Genomic DNA, 21,889 nt, shown 5'->3' on the forward strand with positions numbered 1-21,889 from the left:
TGCACCCTGTCTACATGGTTTGACTTAAGCAATATTTGAAATTTTTCATTGGATTTGAATCGAAATGTTCTATCTAAGCACCGCTGATAGGCCCCGAATATCATCAAGTATAAGATCAGCCCTGTGCCCCAAATCCGCGCGGCTCGCCGGCCCCGATAGCACCGCTATATTTTTCCCAACCTTGGCATGATATCCCGCATCCAGATCATGGGTGCTGTCGCCAATCATCGCGACCTCGCTGGGGTGAAGATTAAATGCCTGACAAAATCCCAGAATGGTGTCTGGAGCCGGTTTTGGGGCATGACCGCTATCATAGCCAATCACGCTGGAAAATAGCCCACGGATCGCAAGTTTTTCCAGCTGTTGTTCGGCGGATTTTTCGCTGGCATTTGTTATCACGCCCAGAATGTAGCCCCTAGATTTCAAATCCCCCAGCACCTGATTCAAATCACAAATTGGCGCTGGTTCCAGATCCTCGAAACAAGCCGCCCCAGCAGAATAAAACAGATCCACATCTAGCGCTGGATAGGCCGCCTGCATGCAAGCCAAGGTGTCATCAATCGTCCCATTCACGAAACTAGACCCCGCCAGAAAACAACCCCTAGCCGTATCAAACCCACATGCCAGCCCAAGCGCTGAGCGTATTTCTGAATCATTCGGTACCAAGTGTTTTAAAAACGCGCCCATCCCAGGGGCCCAGCTTGCTTCGAAATCGATTAACGTGCCGTCTTTATCAAACAACAGTGCCTTAATAGTCGCCATATCATGTCCAATTCGGTATTTCCCCGCCCGGCAATGCCTGACGAACGTGATACACCATATCGTATTTGTAGCCATGGGCATCAGAGAATTCGCGCACCCAATCGTCATCCATTAAAATGAAATCCAGAACCGACCCCAAAAACATCGAATCTCGTGCATTGTCCTTGATATCCCCTAGATTTGCCCCAGTCGCACCAAGGAAGGTCATCAACAGATCCTCATGCCCTGCCAGCCATTCCAAGGCCTTAAGCGCAACAACATCTGCTTGTTCTTTGGATATCATGGCTCGTTTCCTAAAATTCAAAATCAATTAGAAATGTTTCGTTAACAGATTCAAGGTTAACTGTCTCTTATGAAACTGCGATTTTGAGGTGAAATGTGTCAGGTAGGATATTAGTAGCGGATTCAATAGCGTCGAACAGAATAGCATTGCGAGCCACATTGATTGACGAGTTTTTCGAGGTGACTTGCTGTGAGGATGTTGATGATCTGTTACACAATATTTTAAAAGCCCCGCCAGATATCATCATACTATCGGCCCGTTTTGGGCGATCTGACGGTTATGCCGTGGCAAAAAAGATAAAACTTAATCCCAAGTTCGCTGCAATCCCACTGATTTTAACAGCCGCTACCGGTCAAGAGGTGAACTGGGGCTGCGCCATCACCTCTCTAATTGATGATATCAAGGTTTTCCCAAGGGAAAAGTCACAGCTGATCTCTAGCGTTCGGCATCACTATCGCCAGAAACGCGATATCGATACATTGAAAACACATGTCCAAACCAAAGAGACCAGCGGATTTCATGATGTTGGGATCGAGTTGGGGAATGGATTTAAGGGCAGAGGGCGAATTACAGTCGTTAGCAACAGCGAGACAGCAAGACTAACATTGCCAAAAAGTTTTGCGGTACAGCATCGTTTAGCGACCGCATGCACTATCGCCGATATAACAACAAACACTGATTTGATTATTCTGGATGACACCAAACAGCATCTAAAACTACTGGCCGACCTAAAGTCCGACCCCCGCGCGTTGGAAATCCCTATTCTATGCCTGTGGAAGGATTTGCGCAAAAAACACTCCAAACGATCGCGCGAATTGGGGGCGGCGGATTGTTTGCCCTGCGAGGTGGGGGTGGATCAACTGGCCACGCGCATTCAATCCCTGATCAATGCCTATCGCTATCGCAACGAGTTGCAGAACCACATGCGAAGCTTGGTAAAAGATGCCAGTTTCGACCCCCTGACCGGATTGTTCAATCGCCGACATGCTGAAAACTATTTGGCCTCTGCCTTTGATGAAACGAAGATCAAGCCGACGTCCTTGGCCGCCTTGATGCTGGATGTCGATGATTTTAAATCTGTGAATGACCGGTATGGCCATCATGCCGGTGATCAAGTGCTAAAAGAGCTGGCCAATCGTCTAAGCAAGAACCTGCGAAAGATGGATTTATTAGCCCGAATTGGCGGAGAAGAGTTTCTGGTGGTTATCCCCGATACCAATAAAATGCGCACCACTGAAATCGCTGAACGTCTGCGTGGATTAATAGAAGAACAACCCTTTGTCCTGAGCACAAAAAAGCTATCTCTGAACATCACTGTCAGCATCGGCATAGCCTGTAGAACGGTAGAGCATGAAACCGCAGATCACCTGCTAGACTGTGCTGATCGTGCGTTATATCGCGCGAAATCCAGCGGCAGAAATTGCATTCATTTACACGCGGCTTAGGGTTACTCTGGTCTCTTGCGTTTGCGCTTTTGATCCAAATTTTGCAAAAATTCCGCCCTCTGAGCATCCGTCATATCAGAGATCACCGCTATCCAAACGCTATCACCCCGCTTGGCCTTCTCGGCCCGATACTGGTTTTGGCGCGCGAAAATCTCTTCCAGAGTGGCCCTATCATATGGCACGGCGGCAATGGCCGCACGCATTTCACGGCGCAATCCCAGGTGCAGGTCACGTTGCGGTTCGAACTTTTTACGCGCGGCCTTGAACTGTATGCGCAAATTCGCACGCGCCTCGTCTGGCAGCGCTGAGATCATTTCCCGTGGCCCATGCAAATTTCCAATCTGATGTTTGGATTTGGGTGCGGGCTTAACGGCAAATCCGACTACTGCGGCCACGAACAGCACATTCAAGCAGATCGATGCGATCAACAAGGGTTTCTTCCAGCCAGATTTTGGTGTTTTCTCACTCATGATGCATTCTCCAAGAAAGCGACATCAAACAGCGTCGTTTCACCAAAGCTATTGTCCATTTCGTAACCCTCATCTTGGGCGATCTCGGATTCGATACCAAGAACCATACCCGCAGAAGACGAATAGCCGATATACAACCCAAAGACAGCACAGGCGGTAAGCGCGGCCATGGATGGCCATTCGCCCGCGGCAAGCAATTTCTGATACCACTGCAATCTGGGCTGTGGGCGCGCGGGCTTTTCATGGGCATTTTGTGCATCCGTCAGGACACGCGCCAAAAACGCATCCGAAACAACGGGCAAGGCATCGCGCTCTTGTGCGAACAGTGCATCTAAATGATTCATATCTAATTCGTCATTTTTCATGTTGTGTATCCTAACTGATCTTTCTCTGCCGCCAATATTTTTGCAAGGGCCCGCCGCCCGCGAGAGGTTAGGCTTTCTACGGCCTCAACCGATATTTCCATAACATCCGCAATCTCGGGGTTTGACAATTCGTCGATGTGGCGCAGTGATACGGCTAATTTTTGACGCTCGGGTAACGCATTCAGTGCAGTGTGCAATTTCGAAAATCGCGCCTGTTGCTGAAGTGTTTCCTCTGCTGACGGTGCATCATCCTCTGGCTCGGGGATATCATCCAATGCCGCCCCGCGCTTGCGCCGCAAACGATCGGTGCACATATTGCTGACCACACGGTATAACCACGTTGAAACCTTGGCTTCGCCTTGGCGCCAATCGGGTGCGATTTTCCACAACCGCATCAACGCTTCTTGGGCGATATCTTCGGCCTCTGTTTGGTCGTTTAGCATCCGATACGCCAGCCCCATCATCCGCGCAGAATGACGCAACGCCAAGCTCTGCGCAGCAGTTTGATCCCCATTCGCATAGAGAACCATAAGCGCATCATCGCCAACGTCTTGCAAAGAATCCAATGCCATTACCATCTTTCGAAACTAGGGCCAGAGGGATGAAACCACAACCTAGCTAGGCTGATAAAGCCGAGCTAGGTTGAGAGCCATATTTACTCCTCGATTTTTTTGCCTTTTCCTTTGGCTTTGCCTTTTTTCTTTCCCTTGGCCGCTTCTGCTTCTTCTTTCGAGATTTTGCCGTCGCCATTTGTGTCTAGCTTTTCAAACATCTTATTAGAGTTTGGGTGTTTCATCTCGTCAGAAGATAGTTTGCCATCTTCGTTTGCGTCCATTTTCTCGATCATTTTGTCCAAACGACCCTCTTTCATTTCGCGCTTGCGCTCTTCAGCGCGCGCTTCAAATGCGGCGGTGATTTCTTCTTTGGTTAGAAAACCATCACCATCGGTGTCTTGGGCGTTAAAACGGGCCAATTGATTGGCTTCCATTTCTTCTGGTGTGACAAAACCATCTGAATTGCTATCAAGCGTTTCAAAATTAAAGCCGCGCTTCTTGCCGTGCCCCTTGCGATCTTCATCAGCATGCGCAGCGGCGAATGCGCCCATTGCGGCGATTATTGTTGTGGCCAATACAGTCGTTTTTGTAAGTTTGTTCATTTTCTGCTCCGTTCGCTTACGCTTGATTGCGTTTCTAATAGTAAAACGTAGGTGGCGTGGAATTCCGTCGCATGGTTTCAATTTTTATGAAATAACCTTGCCAAACAGACCCTTTGTCGCATTTCCATAAATCAGCACGCGCCCTATAAAGCACTATGACAGATATAGCCCATGCACAGTTTCGCCCAGAGCGAGACGCCAAAAAAGCGATGATCACTGGCTGGAAGCGCAAATGCCCAAATTGTGGCACCGGTGAGATGATGAACAGCTATCTGAGCGTCAATGACGCTTGTCCAGATTGTGGCGAAGAATTGCACCATCACAGATCAGATGACGGCCCCGCCTATGTAACCGTTTTGATATCGGCGCATCTTTTCGGGGCCTTGATGTTGCATCTGTTTGAAAAGTATCGCCCCGACGTCTGGGTTTTGACGCTGGGCGTGTCCTTGGCCTTTATTGCCTTTGCCAGCTACATGCTGCCCCGTGTCAAAGGGTGCTTTGTAGCCCTACAATGGGCCAAATACATGCATGGGTTCGGTCAGAACCGCTAACCAAACATAATAAGCAAAACCACCGAAAGCACAATCAATGTCATGCCAAGTGCCTCGCGTTGAGTCGTATGCTCTTTGAATACAAAACGTGAGCTAAGCGCCGCAAAAACCATTTCTATCTGACCCACGGCATTAACATAGGCTACATTTTGCAGGCTAAAAGCCACGAACAGACAGCCGGATCCGACCATGCTGGTTAGTCCCACCAATGCTGTAATTTTCCAATGTCTGATAACGCGAATGACCTCGCCACGCTGCATCATCACCAAATACAGCCCCAGCAACAGCAGTTGAATCCAAATGGCGAATGCCAGCGAAAACATCCCGCGATGCACGGCGCCCAAATCTGCAAGCTCCAGCGCCGCACCACGATAAAAGACCCCGCTAGCGCCAAAGAAAAATCCAGCCGCCAGCCCCAGTACTGTCGATCGTTGTAAAAGATCACGCCACGAAACCAATGCGTTACTTGGCGCAGAGCTAAGCAATAGAACCCCGCAAAAGCCCAGCACAATAATGCCCCAGCCCATCAAAGGCAGCGCATCGCCCAACAACACGGCACCAAAAACTGCCGCCTGTAGTGTTTCGGTTTTTTTGAATGATATGCCCACCGCAAAATTCCGCTGCTTGAACAAAACCACCAAGCAAACCGTTGCCAAAATCTGACAGATGCCGCCAGCGGTGACAAAGCCCAAAAACCAAACTCCAATTGGGGGATAGGCTGTACCACTGTGGGAAAACAGTGCCCAAAGCAGGATCGCGACCAGCGGTGCTGACCATAGATAACGCGCAAAGGTGGCCCCCGCGGCACTAAGCCCCGTCGCGGCCAGATGCTTTTGCATCATAAATCGAAAATTTTGTACCAAGGCCGCAAGAACAGCCAGAAATATCCACATCTCTAGAAGGGCATTGGGTTTTGGCGATGCACCTTGGCCAAATCAGACAGGCATTCCTCAGTAAGCTCAATCCGGGTAGATGCCAAAATATTTTCCAGTTGCCCTTCGGCGCGCGCACCGAAAATGGCAGATGCCATAAACGGGCGCGTCCGGCACCACGCCAAGGCCATCTGACAAGGGTCAAGCCCATGTTTTCTGGCAACGTCAACATAGGCATCAGCGGTGGCCCGCGCCCGCGCGGTTAAACGCCCCCCAAGCCCTTGGGCGATAGTCGCACGCGATCCTTCCGGTAGAGCGTTATTGGAATATTGCCCAGACAGCAGTCCCGTAGCCAAGGGCGAGTAACACACCAACCCCACCTGTTCATTATGGGCAAGTTCGGCCAAATCGGTATCAAACAAACGGCACATCAAACTGTATTCGTTTTGCAGAGATTCCATACGCGGCAGGCCCTGTTCCTCGCTGATACGCAACCACTGTGCGGTGCCCCATGCGCTCTCGTTGGATAGGCCAACCGCACGCAATTTTCCCGCCTGTTTCAGCTTGTCCAGTGTTTCTAGAACCTCGGCCATATGATCCAAGGTTTGGGCCTTGTTTTGTGCGCTGGGATCAAATTCCCAGTTCTGGCGAAACATATAAGAGCCGCGATTGGGCCAATGCAGCTGGTACAGGTCGATGTAGTCGGTTTGTAATGAAGTAAGAGAGGCCTCTATTGCCGCGGTCACGGTTTGCGCTGAAATCGGGGCGCCATCGCGCACCCCCTTAAATCCGGCGCCAGAAACCTTGGTGGCCACATAGACCTGATCGCGCTTACCCGATGTACCCAGCCATTGGCCCAATATCCGTTCGGAATCGCCCTGTGTTGGTTGGCTGATCGGGTTTACAGGATACATTTCTGCGGTATCAATAAAGTTCACACCATGATCCAGCGCTGTCTCAATTTGCTGGTGCGCCTCTTGGGCGGTGTTCTGTGTCCCCCACGTCATCGTGCCAAGGCAAAGTTCGGATACCACCATATCGGTTTGGCCAAGCTGATTATATTGCATGTAAATTCCTATGGAGAATGGGCTGTATTTTCACAAACTATATAACCACCCTTCACCGCTGACCAGTAGATTTCGAGGTCTGGATGTCGGATAACTTTCTCGATGCATAACTGTACCTGAGTGACATTTCCGCCGAGATCAGATTAGAATTTGATCAATGGCCCAAACTGGTGATAATGCAGACCAAATTATAATCCTGCAAAGGTCAATACACCATGTCAGTTTGGTCCAGAATATCAGAAGCACTTGCCGCACTCACCAGTGGCGAGAGCCTAACATCGGTGATTGATCGCCTGCGCACCCCTCCTGAACGTTCTGTGGCCTTTACCATCGCCGTGATTGCCCTAGGTGCAAAAATGGCCAAGGCAGATGGTTTGGTTACCAAAGACGAGGTCACAGCTTTTCGGCAGGTCTTCCACATTGCCAAGCGCGACGAGGCCAAGGCCGCACAGGTGTTCAATCTGGCGCGCCAGGATGTGGCAGGCTATGAGACCTATGCAAAAACTGTATGGTCGCTGTTTAGCAATGATCAAAAGGTTTTGGAGAACTTGGTCGAAGGGCTGTTTCACATTGCCATGGCCGATGGCCGCTATCACCCAAACGAAGATGACTTTGTACACCGTGTGGCACAAATGTTTGATTTATCAGAGGCGGCGTTTCGCTCTATGCGCACACGCTTTGTGCCCGATGCCCCTGCTGATGCTTATGATGTGTTGGGGGTCACACCCGACACCCCATTGGACGAGGTTCGAAAAGTTTGGCGCCAGAAAATTCGAGAAACGCACCCCGATATTCTAATTTCCCAAGGTCTCCCAGAAGAGGCTATCACCATGGCCACAAAAAAAATGATAGCGATCAATGAAGCATGGGAGCAGGTCTACGAAAGCCACACGCCCGCGTGATGCGTATTGCAACCTATAATATTGAATGGTTCAGCAGTCTGTTTGACGCCGAGGATCACTTGATCAACGATGACAGCTGGTCTGGGCGCTATGATGTTGTAAAACGCGACCAAAGCCACGCCATTGCCGATGTTCTGCGGATGGTGGATGCAGATGCGATCATGATCATCGAGGCCCCCGACAGCAGTAATTCGCGCTCTAGCACCCGTGCACTTGAAAATTTTGCGCGCCATTTCTCACTGCGCCAGAACAAGGCAATCAGCGGCTTTGCCAATCATACACAGCAAGAGATTTCGCTGCTGTATGATCCGCAAAAAATGTCGCTTCGTCATGACCCAATAGGAGAAGAGACCCCAGAAAACGGGGTGTTTTCACCACGTTTTGATCGTACGAAGATGCACCAATCCGCTGATGGTACCACCAAAGAGATCACCTTTTCCAAGCCCCCCCTAGAGGTGGTTTTGAAACCCAAACCCAGCGGTGCAGAAATCCGCTTGATTGGTGTACACGCCAAATCCAAGGCCCCCCACGGTGCAAAAAACCCACAAGAGGCGGCAAAAATATCGATTAAAAACCGCAGCAAGCAACTGGCACAGTGTCATTGGATCAGACAGCGTGTGGTGGAACATCTGAGCAAGCAAGAGCCCCTGATTGTTCTTGGGGATTTCAACGACGGGCCGGGATTAGACGAATATGAAAAACTGTTCGGCCAGTCCGGAATAGAGATCGTGTTAGGCGCAGATGGCCCCGCACAACATCGCCTGTTGGATCCCCACGCCCTACAGGCGATGCGCCCGCCCTATGTGATCCGTAAGAGCACCTCTCGCTTTTATGATCACCGTACAAAAACCTATCTAAATGCCCTGTTGGATTACATCATGATCAGCCCAGACTTGGTGCCCAAGGTGACAGATGGTTGGAAAATATGGCACCCCTTTGATGACCCAGAGTGTTTTGATTGCGCTGAAACACGCGAGGCATTGTTGCTGGCGTCGGATCATTTCCCCGTAAGTTTGGACATAAAATTAACTGCAGACTAGAAATAATGCTGGTTTGCGCCCATATTAGCCCCATGACCCTAGGATATCTAAAAATCGCGCCCATGGTTTTTATCGCGACCGTATCAATGGCGCAGGCCGATGATCGCTTGGATTTGCTTTTCGATTTCATGGAAGAATTCAGCGAACAAACCCAGCCGATGCTGGAGGAATTCATGGACGATTTAGCCCCGAAACTAGAACAGTTTCAGGAATTAATCAGCGATTGGAGCCTGTACGAGGCACCCGAGGTATTACCAAACGGTGATATCATCATTCGGCGTAAGTCTGCCCCCCTTGGTAAAGAACCTAGCCCAAAACAGAAGGCCTTGGAAATTTAGCTATAATTTGGCCTTTCCAAGCCCCCTATCGTCACCTATCGTTATAGCTTGAATTTTAAGGATAGAGCCATGATAAAACCCTTTGCAACCTTTGAGTTACTGCGCGACAACGCCGAGCCTGCGGGCATGGAATTTGGCGATATGCCCAGCTGGAATTTGGATGATCTATACCCTTCGCAAGATGGGCCAGAGATCACAGCCGATCTAGAGAAAATCGAAACCGCCTGCAAAGATTTTGCCGCTGATTATCAGGGCAAGATGGATGCGCTGGATGCCGACGAATTGCTGACATGTATTTTGCGCTACGAAGAGATCGAGGGATTATCGGGGCGCGTGATGTCTTATGCTGGACTGCGCTATTATCAAAACACCACCGATGCACAGCGCGCCAAATTTATGTCTGATATGCAGGGTAAAATCACCGAGTTCACAACGCCGATGGTTTTCGTATCCCTGGAAATAAACCGCATCGAAGATGCAAAAATGCAAGAAATGTTGCAGGGACATGCTGGTCTTGCGCGATTTGCCCCGATCATAGAAAACCTGCGCAAAATGAAGCCCTATCAGCTGTCAGATGAGCTGGAAAAATTCCTTCATGACCAATCAGTTGTGGGGGCGGCCGCGTGGAACCGGCTGTTTGATGAAACCATGGCCAGCCTGACATTTGATATAGATGGCGAGGAATTAAATTTAGAAGCCACATTAAATCTGCTGTCTGACGCCGATCGTGCCACCCGCGAAAAAGGCGCTCGCGCGTTGAGCGCGGTTTTTGCACAGAACCTGCCCCTATTTGCGCGGATCACCAATACGTTAGCAAAGGAAAAAGAGATTGAAGACAAGTGGAGGAATATGCCCAGCCCACAGCATTCCCGCCATCTGTCCAATCAGGTCGAGCCCGAGGTCGTTGAAGCCTTGCGCAATGCGGTTGTGGCCGCTTATCCAAAATTATCGCACCGCTATTATGCGTTAAAGGCCAAGTGGATGGGACTTGAAACCATGGAAGTTTGGGATCGCAATGCGCCCTTGCCCGATGGCCCCCGAGAAAAAATTCAGTGGGATGAAGCACAAAAAATGGTGATGGAAGCCTATGGCGATTTCTCGCCGCAAATGGCGGAAATTGCAGCACCATTTTTCAGCGATGGTTGGATTGATGCGGCGGTTAAACCAGGTAAAGCCCCAGGCGCATTTTCCCACCCCACAGTTACGGATGTGCACCCCTATGTGATGCTAAACTACATGGGAAAACAACGTGATGTGATGACCTTGGCCCATGAATTAGGGCACGGCGTGCATCAGGTTCTGGCGGCAAAACAGGGAGAATTACTGGCCTCTACGCCACTGACGCTAGCCGAGACAGCATCTGTGTTTGGCGAAATGCTGACTTTTCAAAAATTGCTGGATAACGCCCCAGATCAGGCAGCGCGCAAGCGCCTGTTGGCGGGCAAGGTCGAGGATATGATCAACACCGTGGTGCGCCAAATCGCCTTTTACGATTTTGAATGCAAATTGCATGCGGCGCGTGCCAATGGTGAGCTGACACCGGATCAAATCAATGAAATCTGGATGTCTGTCCAAGCAGAGAGTCTAGGGCCGGTTTTCAACTTTGTTGAAGGCTATGAGACATTCTGGACTTATATCCCGCATTTCATCCATTCGCCATTTTATGTCTATGCCTATGCCTTTGGTGATGGGTTGGTGAACGCGTTATATGCAGTCTACGAAGAGGGCGACGCGGATTTCCAAGGCAAGTACTTTGACATGCTCTCTGCGGGCGGCTCCAAGCACCACTCCGAATTGTTAGCGCCCTTCGGGTTGGATGCCAGTGATCCGAAATTCTGGGACAAGGGGCTTAACCTGATCAGCTCGATGATTGATGAGCTGGAAGCGATGGAAGACTAGGTAACTATGGCCAAGCGATCACGCGCTTGGCCTATTAGTCCTGGAACAAGGAAGTCAGACGATTCAGAACCGTTTCTGATTTTTCTGGTTTGCTCTTCTTGGTTTCATAAAAATCAATCTGATTTCGTGCGTACCGCAGCCCTACCAACCGCGTGATAAAGCACAGGCGGTCAATATCCACCCCAGCATAATGATGGGCATATTCCGCAAGCTTTGGACGCAACGGCGCGCTCGCACTATAGCAACTGGCAAGGGCCATTTTTGCTAGATCAAATTCTGGAATATCATAACGCCATTCTGAGAAATCGATGCAATACATCTCGCCCTGTTCGAATAGAATATTTGCATCGTGTAAATCACCGTGGCAAAAAACCATATCGAGGTGTGCCTCTGGCATCGTCGCCGCCATTTGTGACAGCTGTTCGAAACAATCCAGCAGGGTTTCCTTGGCGCGGGCAGAGGTCAATGCTGCTATTTTTTCTTCGAAGTCCTGCTCGTGTAAAATCTGGGTGGCTGCCCAGAATTGTTGTTTTGGGCCTTTGGTGTGATGCAGTGTTTTGACCCAATTGAAAATCGCCTCGTTAAACTCTGGCCGAGATAGTTGTGCGTTTTGACGCAGATTTTTCCGCAGATCATTGCCTTTGACTCGCGTCATAAAAATACAGGGAACATCTGGGTCAAATCCCAAAACCTCGGGATAGCGAAAACCTGCTTGTATCGGATTTTCCCGAGATAGGATTTGATAGGCTTCGTGCTCTTTGGCCAAACTTTGATCAGATTTATCAAGAATGATTTTAACAATCACCTCTTTGCCCGTTGTCAATTGGCGGCACCGAAACAAAAAATGAGGGCGCGCGGCTGCAAGATTGGCCGAGACCAACTTGATGTCCTTTGAGAGAGAGAGTTCTACGAACAGAGGGGATTTGCGACAGGCCTTTAGCGCCGCAGTTAACTTTAGAAAATATTGGAAACGTTGTCGCATGTGTACTTTTAATTTGAACTGAGCCAACCCTACCAATAATCACCACAGACGCATAGGTCTATTTGAAGTATATGGATCAACCTTCGGCAGTTAACATACCCTGTTCTTGAGCCAGCTCTTGCATGCGTTTTTGCAGTTTTTCAAAGGCCCGCACCTCGATCTGGCGAATGCGTTCGCGGCTGACATCATACTGACCAGACAGCTGTTCTAATGTGGTGGGTTTATCCAGCAATCTGCGTTGATGTAGGATATCCTGTTCGCGCTCGTTTAGGATTTCCATGGCCTGCGCCATTAATTCACGCCGTGCAACCAATTCATCCTTCTCTGCAAAATCAGAGGCTTGGTCTGCGTTCTCATCCTCTAGCCAGTCTTGCCATTCCGCCTGCCCTTCGGTCGGGTCGCCAATCTGCGCATTCAGGCTGGCGTCACCGCCAGACATGCGCCGGTTCATAGATACCACCTCTGCCTCGGTCACATTCAGATCATTGGCAATTCTAGCCACGTTTTCAGGGCGCAAATCACCTGCCTCGATCGCACCAATTTTGTTCTTGGCCTTGCGAAGGTTGAAGAACAGCTTCTTCTGTGCGCTGGTCGTGCCGATTTTCACCAAAGACCAGCTGCGCAGAATGAATTCTTGGATGCTGGCGCGAATCCACCACATGGCATAAGTGGATAGACGAAAGCCCTTTTCCGGATCAAATCTTTTAACCGCCTGCATCAAGCCTACATTTGCCTCGGAAACGACCTCGGCAGTTGGCAGACCATAGCCGCGGTACCCCATGGCGATTTTTGCGGCCAGTCGCAAATGTGATGTTACCATCCTATGGGCGGAGTCAGAGTCCTCGTTCTCGACCCACGCTTTTGCCAGCATATACTCTTCGTCTTTTTCCAACATTGGAAATTTACGAATCTCCTGCATATAGCGGTTCAACCCCTGTTCAGGCGATGGCGTAGGTAAATCTGCGTAACTCACTTTTCACTCCGAAAAATTAATATCTATAAATACTTGGGTATTTCAAAGCATTGTTCCAAGGGTACAGTTGAAAAACCTGCGGTTATCGCCCTAACTATTCAGATATTTTATTTAAAATCAAGAAGTTAATAAAGTGTGACGTTGGGGAATTATTTTCGCAAAACTACAAGTAGTTTCAAAAAATCAGCAGGTGCATCACAAGTAAATTCCACCTTGGCTCCTGTTGCAGGGTGCACAAACCCCAATGAACGCGCATGCAATGCTTGGCGATTAAATGCCTGAATCACTGCCCTACCCGTATCATCAAAGCGCGTCTGGGGCATTTGTTTACGATGGCCATAGATCGGATCCCCGATCAGCCCGTGCCCGATGTGGCTAAAATGTACGCGGATTTGGTGGGTGCGCCCTGTTTCCAACCAGCATTCCATCAATGCAGAGTGATCAAAATCCTCGAGGACTCGCGCCCGCGTGATGGCATGACGCCCCGCATCCTGCACAACCGCCATGCGCTTGCGGTCGGTCTTGTGGCGCGCAATATTTGTACCAATGCGAATAACACCGCCATCTTCAAACCCAACGCCACGTTGCCCCGCGAGGCGCGGATCAGATTTCTGCGCGACCCCTTTGGTGATGGCAAGGTATTGGCGCGAAATCGAGTGATCGCGGAATTGATTGGCCAGACCTTGATGCGCCTCGTCGGTTTTGGCAACCACCAACAGCCCAGAGGTATCCTTGTCAATTCTATGCACGATACCGGGCCGTTTTTCGCCGCCCACCCCAGACAGATCTCCGCCAAAATGATGCAACAGCGCATTCACCAGTGTTCCTGTCTCTGATCCAGGCGCAGGATGCACGACCATGCCCGCAGGTTTGTTCACCACAATCAGATGCTCGTCCTCAAAAACCACATCCAAGGGGATATCTTCGGGCTGGGCGTTTTCGTAATCCTCAACCTTTGGCATCACCACTTTAAACTCTTGGCCCGCCTGAGCCTTGTATTTCAGATTGTCGATCACTGTGCCATCCATGGTCTGCACAGCACCTGCTTGGATCAATTTACCCAATCGCGAGCGGCTAAGGGTAACATTCTCTGGTACTACGCCTGCCAATGCCTTATCCAAACGCGGAGCGGGGCTATCGCCCAGTGTCAAAATGATTGTAAGAGGCTCGGACATGAATGATACCTTGGAAACACCCGTTGAACCCGCAAACCTACGGTTTCTGCGGCGCTTGGTGACCCTTTTGTTGATCGTGATGATTTTGGGGTTCATAACCTTGATTGCATTGTTTGTCATGCGCTTCTCTGCAGAAACAGAAAGAAAACCGCTAACCAGCATTACCCTCCCCGCCGGCGTGACCGCCAGCGCCTATACCCGTGGCGGAGATTGGTATGCGATTGTAACGGCTGATAATCAAATTTTGATCTATAACCAATCAGATCAGTCCCTACGCCAGAGCATCCAAATTGAACCAAAGTAGCCAAAAACACCCCACCCCACCCTTGCGCCGCACATCGCGCGCGCGCATATTACAGCCATGAGTCTGCCCGATGGTTTTATAGAAGAATTACGCAATCGTTTGTCCCTGTCTTCTGTGGTGGGGCGCAAGGTGATGTGGGATACGAAAAAGTCCAATACAGCCAAAGGGGATTTTTGGTCGCCCTGCCCCTTTCATTCGGAAAAAACCGCATCCTTTCATGTGGATGACCGCAAGGGGTTTTATTACTGTTTTGGCTGCCACGAGAAGGGCGATGCCATAACGTTTGTGCGCAATACCGAGAACGTAGGTTTTATGGAGGCGATCGAAATATTGGCGCGCGAGGCCGGCATGACCATGCCCGCCCGTGACCCTCAGGCCCAGAAAAAAATAGACCGCAACAAGGTTTTGGCCGATGTGATGGAACAGGCGGTGCAGTTCTATCGCCTACAGTATAACACGGCCCAAGCAAGTGATGCGCGGGATTACATCCAAAATCGCGGACTATCTCAGCAGACCCAAGATACATTCGAAATCGGCTTTGCCCCCAGCCAGCGCGGCGCTCTTTCTCAGCATTTGCGCGCAAAGGGGGTCGACGAGGCCCAGATCATCGATGCCGGGCTGGCAATCAAGCCCGATGATGGTGGCGCGGCCTTTGATCGATTTCGCGGGCGTATCATGTTCCCGATCCGGGACGCGCGGGGGCGGTGCATTGCCTTTGGTGGTCGCGCCATGGATCCGAATGCACGGGCTAAATATCTGAATTCAAACGAAACCGCCCTGTTTGACAAAGGCCGCAGCCTTTACAATCACGCCCCCGCCCGCGAGGCCGCAGGCAAGGCAGATAGCCTGATTGTGGCCGAGGGTTATATGGATGTGATCGCGCTGGCGCAGTTCGGGTTCAAGCATGCGGTGGCCCCGCTGGGCACCGCCATCACCGAGGGTCAGCTGGCATTGATGTGGCGCATGCACCCAGAGCCGATTATAGCGCTGGATGGCGATACCGCCGGATTGCGTGCGGCACTGCGATTGATTGATCTAGCACTACCGTTAATCGAGCCGGACAAATCCCTGCGGTTTTGCATTATGCCAGAGGGCAAGGACCCTGATGATCTGCTAAAGGCCGATGGGGCCGATGCGATGCAGGCGCTGTTAGACAGCGCCCAACCCATGGTAAACCTTCTGTGGAAGCGCGAAATAGACGGCAAGGTTTTTGACAGCCCAGAGCGGCGCGCAGCACTGGATGCATCGCTGCGCACGGCCATTCGCACAATCAAAAACCCCTCGGTTCGCCAGCATTATGGTGCGGCGATCAAGGAATTACGCGACACCTTATTCGCGCCAGCAGGGTCAGCAAAATTCCCACCGCGCGGCCCCTTTCAGCCTTGGAGCAAACGCGACATAAAGCATGGCCCAACAGAGGGGGTTCGATCGTCGATCCTTGGCGGGCAATCAGATCAAGGTGCCTATCATATCCGCGAAGCAGTGATACTTGTGGCGGCGCTTCGCAACCCGGCAGCGGCATTGACCCACGAGGCCGGACTAGAAAGATGTCAGATCACCACGCCCGAGCTGAAAGAAATTATGAATTGCCTCTTGGCAAACCTACATATCGACCTACCTGATACAGATGGTACCGAAATCTTGGTAGGGGTAATGCAAGAAACATTGGGCTATTCGCCGCTTGAACGACTGTTCCAACTGAAACCAATTCAGAGCCACCCGTTCCTACACGCCAGCGCTGATCCTGAAAAAACCGAGCGTACGCTGCAAGAGGAATTGGCAAAGCATTCTGCGCTAATTGGGGCATCAGCCGAAATCAGAGACGCAGAGCAAGAGTTGCTAGGGTTAGCGGACGAGGGCCTGACTTGGCGCCTACAACAGGCCGCCGATGCCAAGGTAAAGGCCACCGCCGCAATCGAAAAAGAGGGCGCGACAGCAGGTGAAGATGTGGATGCGATGAAGAAACAGTTGCAAAATATGCTCGATGATCAGGTTTGGGTAAAGAAAAAGCACTAAACACCATTGCGAATCATCGATTCGATGTGTTGATTCGACAAAACCGATAGTGATTCGTTTTAATCGGGCACTTGCCCATGTGATAGGAGCCGCCAATATGGCCAAAGACGACAATTCTAAAAAAGACGAAGCCAACGCAGGCATGGGCGATATGAGCCAAGCCGCCGTCAAGAAAATGATCGCAGTGGCGCGGGAACGTGGCTATATCACCTATGACGAGCTGAATGATGTTATGCCCCCCGATCAGGTCTCATCCGAGCAGATCGAGGATGTGATGTCGATGCTATCGGAAATGGGCATTAACATCATTGAGGCAGACGAGCTAGAAGACGATGATACCCCCAAGGATGTCGCGGTGGTGGCCAGCGATCCAAAAGAGATCACATTGGCATCAACCGGCAAGGAAACGCTGGATCGAACAGACGATCCCGTACGCATGTACCTGCGGGAAATGGGCTCTGTTGAGCTGTTATCACGTGAAGGCGAGATCGCCATTGCCAAGCGTATCGAGGCCGGTCGTAAAACCATGATCGAGGGCCTCTGCGAAAGCCCCCTGACCTTCCAAGCGATCACCATTTGGCGCGACGAATTGCTGGAAGAAGAAATCCTTTTGCGCGATGTGATTGACCTAGAGACCACATTCAGTGGCACCATGGAAGATGACGACGAAGAGCCCGTGGCCGATGCCGCAAAGACCGCATCCCCCAAAGCCGATGGCGAAAAGCCCCGCGAACTGGACGCAGACGGCAACCCGATTATCGATGACGATGAAGATGATGACGAGGATGAGGTAGCGAACCTGTCTCTGGCCGCAATGGAAGAGGCACTAAAGCCCGAAGTTCTGGCAACCTTGGCAAAAATTGCCGGCAATTATAATAAACTGGCCTCCATGCAGGACGAGCGCATCTCGGCCACGATTAACGACGATGATACATTTTCTGACAAGAGCGAAAAATCCTATCAAAAGCTGCGCAAAAGCTTGGTAGAGATGGTCAACTCTTTACACCTACATAACAATCGGATCGATGCGCTGATTGACCAGCTGTATGGTATTAATCGGAAAATCATGTCAATCGATTCAGGCATGGTAAAATTGGCGGATCAATCTCGTATAAACCGTCGTGAATTCATCGAAAAATACCGTGGTTACGAATTGGATCCAGTATGGTTAGACACAATCGCAGATGAGCCAGGCCGCGGCTGGCAGACCTTTATCGAAAAACACCGCGACAAGGCCGAAGATCTGCGCGCGGATATGGCCCAAGTCGGCCAATATATCGGCGTAGATATCCCCGAATTCCGCCGCATCGTGAACCAAGTGCAAAAGGGTGAGAAAGAAGCCCGCATTGCGAAGAAAGAAATGGTAGAGGCCAACCTACGTTTGGTAATTTCCATCGCGAAAAAATACACCAACCGCGGCCTACAATTCCTAGATTTGATCCAAGAGGGTAATATCGGCCTGATGAAGGCGGTGGATAAATTTGAATATCGCCGCGGCTACAAATTTAGCACCTACGCCACATGGTGGATCCGTCAGGCGATCACCCGCTCTATTGCAGATCAGGCCCGCACCATCCGTATCCCTGTGCATATGATCGAGACGATCAACAAATTGGTGCGCACCGGTCGCCAGATGCTGCACGAAATCGGCCGCGAACCAACGCCCGAGGAATTGGCATCCAAATTGCAAATGCCTCTGGAAAAAGTACGCAAGGTGATGAAAATTGCCAAAGAGCCTATTTCCCTTGAGACCCCAATTGGCGACGAGGAAGACAGCCAACTGGGCGATTTCATCGAGGATAAAAACGCGATCCTACCATTGGACAGCGCGATCCAAGGCAACCTAAAGGAAACAACAACCCGCGTGTTGGCATCCCTGACCCCGCGCGAAGAGCGCGTGTTGCGCATGCGCTTTGGGATCGGCATGAACACCGATCACACGCTAGAGGAAGTTGGCCAACAGTTCAGCGTGACCCGCGAGCGGATCAGACAGATCGAGGCGAAGGCGTTGCGGAAACTGAAGCATCCAAGCAGAAGTCGCAAGTTGCGGAGTTTCTTGGATCAGTAAAATGGCCGATGTGATCTACATCCTAACAAATGAAGCAATGCCTGGTCTTATCAAAATTGGTAAGACCAAAGCACATTTACTTAAACGAATAAAAGCACTAGATACGACCGGCGTCCCTTTACCCTTCGAATGTTTCTATGCAGCCGAGGTTGCCAGTTGCGATTCTGCTGAGCGTCTAATTCATGATGCCTTTGACGATCATAGAGTTCGAAAAAACAGAGAGTTTTTCGAAATCAGCCCTGAACGTGCTGCATCTGCATTGAAGTTGGCAACTATCAAAGAGGTAACTCCACATGATGACATCTTTCAAACTAAAGAAGATTCTATAGCTGTTGCAAAAGTTAAAGAGCGCCGAAGCCGTTTCAACTTTAAGATGGTTGATATTCCGGCTGGCTCGATCTTACTCCACAACAAAGACGAGACTGAAACATGCCAAGTTGTTGATAACAGGACTGTTATTTATGACGATATTGAACAAAGCCTTTCACAAGCTGCGCTAACTGTGTTTCATAAACTTGGTTACACATGGTCGGCAGTTTCTGGCCCTGAATCTTGGATGTTTGAAGGTGAAACATTAGATGCGCGGCGCAAACGTTTAGAAAACGAAGACTGACAGCACACATTGAGAAAACATCACAACACAGTGCTTCACCAGCCAAAGGGCTATCAAACTCACAACCCCGCTGACCAGTTTATCCCCGCCAAGTAACACAAACATCATAGAAGCCAAAACCCTCACACCCTCGCCAACCTGCCGATAACAGGCTGGCCATGCACGGCGGCCTATGGCCTTGATTTCGTGCAAATACCCCCGCCACAGCGCATTGCCCTTCGCCGCCCGTCGCGTTACCCTACCCCATGCAACAAACCCAATTCACCATCCAAACCAACGGCCAAGGCCTCTATGAATTCACCCGCCATGTCATCAATTGGGTCGATATAGGTACGGGCCTGCTGACATTGTTCGTTCAACACACGTCCTGCTCTTTGCTGATCCAAGAAAATGCAGACCCAGAGGTACAAACAGACTTGCGTAATTATTTCGCTCGCCTTGTCCCGCCTACAACGGATCCGACTATGTCATACCTTAGCCACACCTATGAAGGCCCCGATGATATGCCTGCCCATATCAAGGCCGCGATGATGCCGGTTTCGCTCTCTATCCCCGTGACCAAGGGTAGAATGGCATTGGGCACATGGCAGGGCATATACCTATTCGAACATCGTGATGCCCCGCATCAGCGCCGTGTCATCGCGCATTTGGCCTGATTACCATTCTTTGTGGTCTTGAAGGTTCATGAAATCTGGCACCTCATAATCTTCTTGGAAACTTTCGTCCCACTGGATGCACTTCACCCCGCAGAGCAATCGTGATGTCTGTTCCTCTGCATTGTTAAACCAGACCCTCCCGCCAGGGGTGGCAACGTAGCCATCCACGCCTTCGGAAATATCCGCCTGCAAATCATCCAAAGAGGGCACTTCGCTATCATGGTCCTGCGAATATCCACCATGGGTGTGATAAGAGGCCAAGAGTTCTAAATCAGGATCGGGTTCATCAGCGCGGCAAAATTTCTTGGTGCCCTCGGTCGGCTTGCTGGCCACAAATTCACCTTGCTGGTTAATCCCAATATATCCACAGTATTCGCGGTTATTCTCAAAAGAGCGTTGTTGCAGATCCTCTAGAACAGATTTCGCAAATTCTATTTCGCCCCGAGATTGGGGTTGAATACGCTCTATAGGGGCTGCGATATCAGTTGAATTCTCTACACAACACGTCAACACAAAGGGAATCAACAACCAACGCATATTAACTCCAGTTTCAATAGACAAACAAATTGAACGCGCTCACTATTTATCAGCGCACCTTCCCCTTACCATATGCTAGCCGTAAAAAACATCCCCTCGAGTTTGAGATGCTGGATAAACACATTTAGCTACGCCACCTTCATAAAATTAGGGCAATGGATGCCAGATGATATCTATGCCATCCGCCATTTTGTGCGCCTGAATACCGCGCCGCATCTACAAATTTTGCGATTGGCGATAGATGTATCAACCACATACCGTCCCAAGGATTTCAACAATTTCCCTATGAAATTGTCTGTGCCGCGCAAACCGATAACCCCATACCAAACGCTGTGGGAGGGCTTTTTATCGGTTGCGCCTTTCTGATCTCTGTTGATCAGGGATGCTTCTTGGGGGCTGCGCATTGCCAAGTGTTTTTTGCTGTTTGAAAATTGAAAGGGACATTTTGGCCTGATTTTCATTTCGAGCAGAACTCTTGATACAAGGGACCAAGCCACAGTTTTCTTGAATCACGAGAAACGCAAGTAATTTTCCCGACGCAACAGCGCTGCGCTACAAATTCCCTTCGATTCCACCGAACCCTAAACCGCTATCGTATTTTTCAACGTCACAGAGATATCTGGATCATCAGCGTTGATCTGCGCATCCCGCACAAATACACGGAATACAAATGTCGCCGCGAAAATAGTTGTGAAAATAGGTCAATTGGCTAAATTTTAGCCATCAGTGCTGGGTTCCATTTACCTTTAACAATGCGTTAGTTATTGTTTGGCTATGGCAAAACTATATTTCAATTACTCTACCATGAACGCAGGAAAATCCACCCTGTTGTTACAGGCCAGCTATAATTACCGCGAGCGCGGCATGGGCACGTTTTTATTAACGGCCGCCCATGATGATCGCGCTGGCGAGGGCATTATCGCATCGCGTATCGGGATAGATCAAAAGGCCACAACCTATTCCCCCGATGATGATCTGTACCGCATCATCGAAAAGCGCACGAAAGAAACCCCCACCGCCTGTGTTTTTGTAGACGAGGCGCAATTCTTAACCCCAGATCAGGTCTGGCAATTGGCGCGCGCGGTAGATCACTGGAATGTACCAGTTATGTGCTACGGGTTGCGGGTAGATTTTCTGGGCAATGCATTCCCTGGATCAGCGGTTTTACTGGCCCTTGCGGATGAAATGCGCGAGGTGAAAACAATCTGTTTTTGCGGCAAGAAGGCCACCATGGTGGTGCGACAGGATGGCGAAGGAAATGTACAAAAAGAAGGTGACCAGATCCAAATTGGCGGTAATGAAACCTATGTTTCCCTGTGCCGTCGCCACTGGTGCGAGGCGGTTGGGAAATAGGCTAAACCACCACCCCTAGTGTTGCCAAAGTGACTCTACCCAAATATGGGAATACTGTGTAT

The 21,889-nt window shown here is 50.2% G+C and carries 25 protein-coding genes; 13 read left to right on the top strand and 12 right to left on the bottom strand.

Annotated features, from left to right (window positions below; translation table 11 throughout):
• Positions 1 to 69: 69 nt before the first annotated feature.
• Entirely contained in the window at positions 70 to 762 is a 693-nt protein-coding gene (locus tag QQL62_RS04725) for an HAD family hydrolase (RefSeq protein WP_284376542.1), read from the bottom strand.
• A 1-nt stretch (position 763) separates the two neighbouring features.
• The gene (locus tag QQL62_RS04730; protein ID WP_284376543.1) at positions 764 to 1,045 is read right to left on the bottom strand and encodes a DUF3572 domain-containing protein; all 282 of its coding nucleotides are present in this window, start codon (positions 1,043 to 1,045) and stop codon (positions 764 to 766) included.
• A gap of 146 nt (positions 1,046 to 1,191) precedes the next feature.
• On the opposite strand from QQL62_RS04730, the gene QQL62_RS04735 reads away from it, so the two are divergent.
• Entirely contained in the window at positions 1,192 to 2,490 is a 1,299-nt protein-coding gene (locus QQL62_RS04735; protein ID WP_284376544.1) for a diguanylate cyclase, read from the top strand.
• Positions 2,491 to 2,492: 2 nt separating this feature from the next.
• Here the strand turns inward: QQL62_RS04735 and QQL62_RS04740 are convergent, their stop codons facing one another.
• The 4 genes from QQL62_RS04740 to QQL62_RS04755 form a co-directional block, all read right to left on the bottom strand.
• A complete protein-coding gene (locus tag QQL62_RS04740; protein ID WP_284376545.1) occupies positions 2,493 to 2,960 on the bottom strand; it encodes a periplasmic heavy metal sensor in 468 nt (155 codons plus the stop codon).
• Positions 2,957 to 3,325, bottom strand: coding sequence for a hypothetical protein (locus tag QQL62_RS04745; protein ID WP_284376546.1), 369 nt, complete (start codon positions 3,323 to 3,325; stop codon positions 2,957 to 2,959). Before QQL62_RS04745 ends, QQL62_RS04740 begins: the two co-directional genes overlap by 4 nt.
• Positions 3,322 to 3,903, bottom strand: coding sequence for an RNA polymerase sigma factor (locus QQL62_RS04750; protein ID WP_284376547.1), 582 nt, complete (start codon positions 3,901 to 3,903; stop codon positions 3,322 to 3,324). Before QQL62_RS04750 ends, QQL62_RS04745 begins: the two co-directional genes overlap by 4 nt.
• Positions 3,904 to 3,980: 77 nt before the next feature.
• Positions 3,981 to 4,481, bottom strand: a complete 501-nt coding sequence (locus tag QQL62_RS04755; protein WP_284376549.1) for an EF-hand domain-containing protein — start codon at positions 4,479 to 4,481, stop codon at positions 3,981 to 3,983.
• Positions 4,482 to 4,636: 155 nt separating this feature from the next.
• Between QQL62_RS04755 and QQL62_RS04760 the strand changes: the two genes are divergently transcribed.
• On the top strand, positions 4,637 to 5,032 hold the full coding sequence (locus tag QQL62_RS04760; protein WP_284376550.1) for a DUF983 domain-containing protein: 396 nt from the start codon (positions 4,637 to 4,639) through the stop codon (positions 5,030 to 5,032).
• On the opposite strand, the gene QQL62_RS04765 is transcribed toward QQL62_RS04760, so the two are convergent.
• A complete protein-coding gene (locus QQL62_RS04765; RefSeq protein ID WP_284376553.1) occupies positions 5,029 to 5,925 on the bottom strand; it encodes a DMT family transporter in 897 nt (298 codons plus the stop codon). The two genes, QQL62_RS04760 and QQL62_RS04765, sit on opposite strands and share 4 nt — an antisense overlap.
• 2 nt (positions 5,926 to 5,927) lie before the next feature.
• On the bottom strand, positions 5,928 to 6,971 hold the full coding sequence (locus tag QQL62_RS04770) for an aldo/keto reductase (protein WP_284376555.1): 1,044 nt from the start codon (positions 6,969 to 6,971) through the stop codon (positions 5,928 to 5,930).
• A 215-nt stretch (positions 6,972 to 7,186) separates the two neighbouring features.
• Here QQL62_RS04770 and QQL62_RS04775 point away from each other — a divergent pair, with 215 nt between their 5' ends.
• From QQL62_RS04775 to QQL62_RS04790, 4 genes are all read left to right on the top strand, one after another.
• Positions 7,187 to 7,873 (top strand): molecular chaperone DjiA, encoded by a 687-nt coding sequence (locus QQL62_RS04775; protein ID WP_284376556.1) that lies wholly within the window; start codon positions 7,187 to 7,189, stop codon positions 7,871 to 7,873.
• Positions 7,873 to 8,913 (top strand): endonuclease/exonuclease/phosphatase family protein, encoded by a 1,041-nt coding sequence (locus tag QQL62_RS04780; RefSeq protein ID WP_284376557.1) that lies wholly within the window; start codon positions 7,873 to 7,875, stop codon positions 8,911 to 8,913. The genes QQL62_RS04775 and QQL62_RS04780 overlap by 1 nt, the downstream gene beginning before the upstream one ends.
• Before the next feature lie 62 nt (positions 8,914 to 8,975).
• On the top strand, positions 8,976 to 9,251 hold the full coding sequence (locus QQL62_RS04785; RefSeq protein WP_284376558.1) for a hypothetical protein: 276 nt from the start codon (positions 8,976 to 8,978) through the stop codon (positions 9,249 to 9,251).
• 69 nt (positions 9,252 to 9,320) lie between these two features.
• Positions 9,321 to 11,150, top strand: coding sequence for a M3 family oligoendopeptidase (locus QQL62_RS04790; RefSeq protein ID WP_431355744.1), 1,830 nt, complete (start codon positions 9,321 to 9,323; stop codon positions 11,148 to 11,150).
• Between the two features lie 34 nt (positions 11,151 to 11,184).
• On the opposite strand, the gene QQL62_RS04795 is transcribed toward QQL62_RS04790, so the two are convergent.
• The 3 genes from QQL62_RS04795 to QQL62_RS04805 form a co-directional block, all read right to left on the bottom strand.
• Positions 11,185 to 12,132, bottom strand: coding sequence for an aminoglycoside phosphotransferase family protein (locus tag QQL62_RS04795; RefSeq protein ID WP_284376559.1), 948 nt, complete (start codon positions 12,130 to 12,132; stop codon positions 11,185 to 11,187).
• A gap of 76 nt (positions 12,133 to 12,208) precedes the next feature.
• On the bottom strand, positions 12,209 to 13,105 hold the full coding sequence (gene rpoH, locus QQL62_RS04800; RefSeq protein ID WP_284376560.1) for an RNA polymerase sigma factor RpoH: 897 nt from the start codon (positions 13,103 to 13,105) through the stop codon (positions 12,209 to 12,211).
• A gap of 149 nt (positions 13,106 to 13,254) precedes the next feature.
• On the bottom strand, positions 13,255 to 14,280 hold the full coding sequence (locus QQL62_RS04805; protein ID WP_284376561.1) for an RluA family pseudouridine synthase: 1,026 nt from the start codon (positions 14,278 to 14,280) through the stop codon (positions 13,255 to 13,257).
• Here QQL62_RS04805 and QQL62_RS04810 point away from each other — a divergent pair.
• The 5 genes from QQL62_RS04810 to QQL62_RS04830 all read left to right on the top strand — a co-directional run bounded on the left by QQL62_RS04810 (position 14,279) and on the right by QQL62_RS04830 (position 19,937).
• The gene (locus tag QQL62_RS04810; RefSeq protein ID WP_284376562.1) at positions 14,279 to 14,584 is read left to right on the top strand and encodes a DUF6476 family protein; all 306 of its coding nucleotides are present in this window, start codon (positions 14,279 to 14,281) and stop codon (positions 14,582 to 14,584) included. The two genes, QQL62_RS04805 and QQL62_RS04810, sit on opposite strands and share 2 nt — an antisense overlap.
• 57 nt (positions 14,585 to 14,641) lie before the next feature.
• Entirely contained in the window at positions 14,642 to 16,600 is a 1,959-nt protein-coding gene (dnaG, locus tag QQL62_RS04815; protein WP_284376563.1) for a DNA primase, read from the top strand.
• A gap of 97 nt (positions 16,601 to 16,697) precedes the next feature.
• Positions 16,698 to 18,668 (top strand): RNA polymerase sigma factor RpoD, encoded by a 1,971-nt coding sequence (rpoD, locus tag QQL62_RS04820; RefSeq protein ID WP_284376564.1) that lies wholly within the window; start codon positions 16,698 to 16,700, stop codon positions 18,666 to 18,668.
• Position 18,669: 1 nt separating this feature from the next.
• A complete protein-coding gene (locus QQL62_RS04825) occupies positions 18,670 to 19,281 on the top strand; it encodes a GIY-YIG nuclease family protein (RefSeq protein ID WP_284376565.1) in 612 nt (203 codons plus the stop codon).
• Positions 19,282 to 19,526: 245 nt separating this feature from the next.
• Positions 19,527 to 19,937: a secondary thiamine-phosphate synthase enzyme YjbQ gene (locus QQL62_RS04830; RefSeq protein WP_284376566.1), complete on the top strand. Its 411-nt coding sequence runs from the start codon at positions 19,527 to 19,529 to the stop codon at positions 19,935 to 19,937.
• Here QQL62_RS04830 and QQL62_RS04835 read toward each other — a convergent pair whose 3' ends face one another.
• Entirely contained in the window at positions 19,938 to 20,474 is a 537-nt protein-coding gene (locus QQL62_RS04835; RefSeq protein WP_284376567.1) for a DUF4329 domain-containing protein, read from the bottom strand.
• A 159-nt stretch (positions 20,475 to 20,633) separates the two neighbouring features.
• Between QQL62_RS04835 and QQL62_RS04840 the strand changes: the two genes are divergently transcribed.
• Positions 20,634 to 20,840, top strand: a complete 207-nt coding sequence (locus QQL62_RS04840) for a hypothetical protein (protein WP_284376568.1) — start codon at positions 20,634 to 20,636, stop codon at positions 20,838 to 20,840.
• Between the two features lie 408 nt (positions 20,841 to 21,248).
• Positions 21,249 to 21,827, top strand: coding sequence for a thymidine kinase (locus QQL62_RS04845; protein WP_284376569.1), 579 nt, complete (start codon positions 21,249 to 21,251; stop codon positions 21,825 to 21,827).
• Positions 21,828 to 21,889 lie beyond the last annotated feature (62 nt).

This window comes from Amylibacter marinus (genome assembly GCF_030160015.1).
Classification (GTDB): Bacteria; Pseudomonadota; Alphaproteobacteria; order Rhodobacterales; family Rhodobacteraceae; genus Amylibacter; species Amylibacter marinus.

Coding starts and splice junctions, on each gene's coding strand:
- QQL62_RS04805 (WP_284376561.1), bottom strand. CDS start 14,280: ATGTCCGAGCCTCTTACAATCATTTTGACACTGGGCGATAGCCCCGCT.
- QQL62_RS04780 (WP_284376557.1), top strand. CDS start 7,873: ATGCGTATTGCAACCTATAATATTGAATGGTTCAGCAGTCTGTTTGAC.
- QQL62_RS04790 (WP_431355744.1), top strand. CDS start 9,321: ATGATAAAACCCTTTGCAACCTTTGAGTTACTGCGCGACAACGCCGAG.
- dnaG (WP_284376563.1), top strand. CDS start 14,642: ATGAGTCTGCCCGATGGTTTTATAGAAGAATTACGCAATCGTTTGTCC.
- QQL62_RS04760 (WP_284376550.1), top strand. CDS start 4,637: ATGACAGATATAGCCCATGCACAGTTTCGCCCAGAGCGAGACGCCAAA.
- QQL62_RS04845 (WP_284376569.1), top strand. CDS start 21,249: ATGGCAAAACTATATTTCAATTACTCTACCATGAACGCAGGAAAATCC.
- QQL62_RS04770 (WP_284376555.1), bottom strand. CDS start 6,971: ATGCAATATAATCAGCTTGGCCAAACCGATATGGTGGTATCCGAACTT.
- QQL62_RS04730 (WP_284376543.1), bottom strand. CDS start 1,045: ATGATATCCAAAGAACAAGCAGATGTTGTTGCGCTTAAGGCCTTGGAA.
- QQL62_RS04825 (WP_284376565.1), top strand. CDS start 18,670: ATGGCCGATGTGATCTACATCCTAACAAATGAAGCAATGCCTGGTCTT.
- QQL62_RS04810 (WP_284376562.1), top strand. CDS start 14,279: ATGAATGATACCTTGGAAACACCCGTTGAACCCGCAAACCTACGGTTT.
- QQL62_RS04755 (WP_284376549.1), bottom strand. CDS start 4,481: ATGAACAAACTTACAAAAACGACTGTATTGGCCACAACAATAATCGCC.
- QQL62_RS04740 (WP_284376545.1), bottom strand. CDS start 2,960: ATGAGTGAGAAAACACCAAAATCTGGCTGGAAGAAACCCTTGTTGATC.
- QQL62_RS04745 (WP_284376546.1), bottom strand. CDS start 3,325: ATGAAAAATGACGAATTAGATATGAATCATTTAGATGCACTGTTCGCA.
- QQL62_RS04775 (WP_284376556.1), top strand. CDS start 7,187: ATGTCAGTTTGGTCCAGAATATCAGAAGCACTTGCCGCACTCACCAGT.
- QQL62_RS04840 (WP_284376568.1), top strand. CDS start 20,634: ATGCCAGATGATATCTATGCCATCCGCCATTTTGTGCGCCTGAATACC.
- QQL62_RS04795 (WP_284376559.1), bottom strand. CDS start 12,132: ATGCGACAACGTTTCCAATATTTTCTAAAGTTAACTGCGGCGCTAAAG.
- QQL62_RS04765 (WP_284376553.1), bottom strand. CDS start 5,925: ATGTGGATATTTCTGGCTGTTCTTGCGGCCTTGGTACAAAATTTTCGA.
- QQL62_RS04830 (WP_284376566.1), top strand. CDS start 19,527: ATGCAACAAACCCAATTCACCATCCAAACCAACGGCCAAGGCCTCTAT.
- QQL62_RS04750 (WP_284376547.1), bottom strand. CDS start 3,903: ATGGTAATGGCATTGGATTCTTTGCAAGACGTTGGCGATGATGCGCTT.
- rpoD (WP_284376564.1), top strand. CDS start 16,698: ATGGCCAAAGACGACAATTCTAAAAAAGACGAAGCCAACGCAGGCATG.
- QQL62_RS04725 (WP_284376542.1), bottom strand. CDS start 762: ATGGCGACTATTAAGGCACTGTTGTTTGATAAAGACGGCACGTTAATC.
- QQL62_RS04785 (WP_284376558.1), top strand. CDS start 8,976: ATGGTTTTTATCGCGACCGTATCAATGGCGCAGGCCGATGATCGCTTG.
- QQL62_RS04835 (WP_284376567.1), bottom strand. CDS start 20,474: ATGCGTTGGTTGTTGATTCCCTTTGTGTTGACGTGTTGTGTAGAGAAT.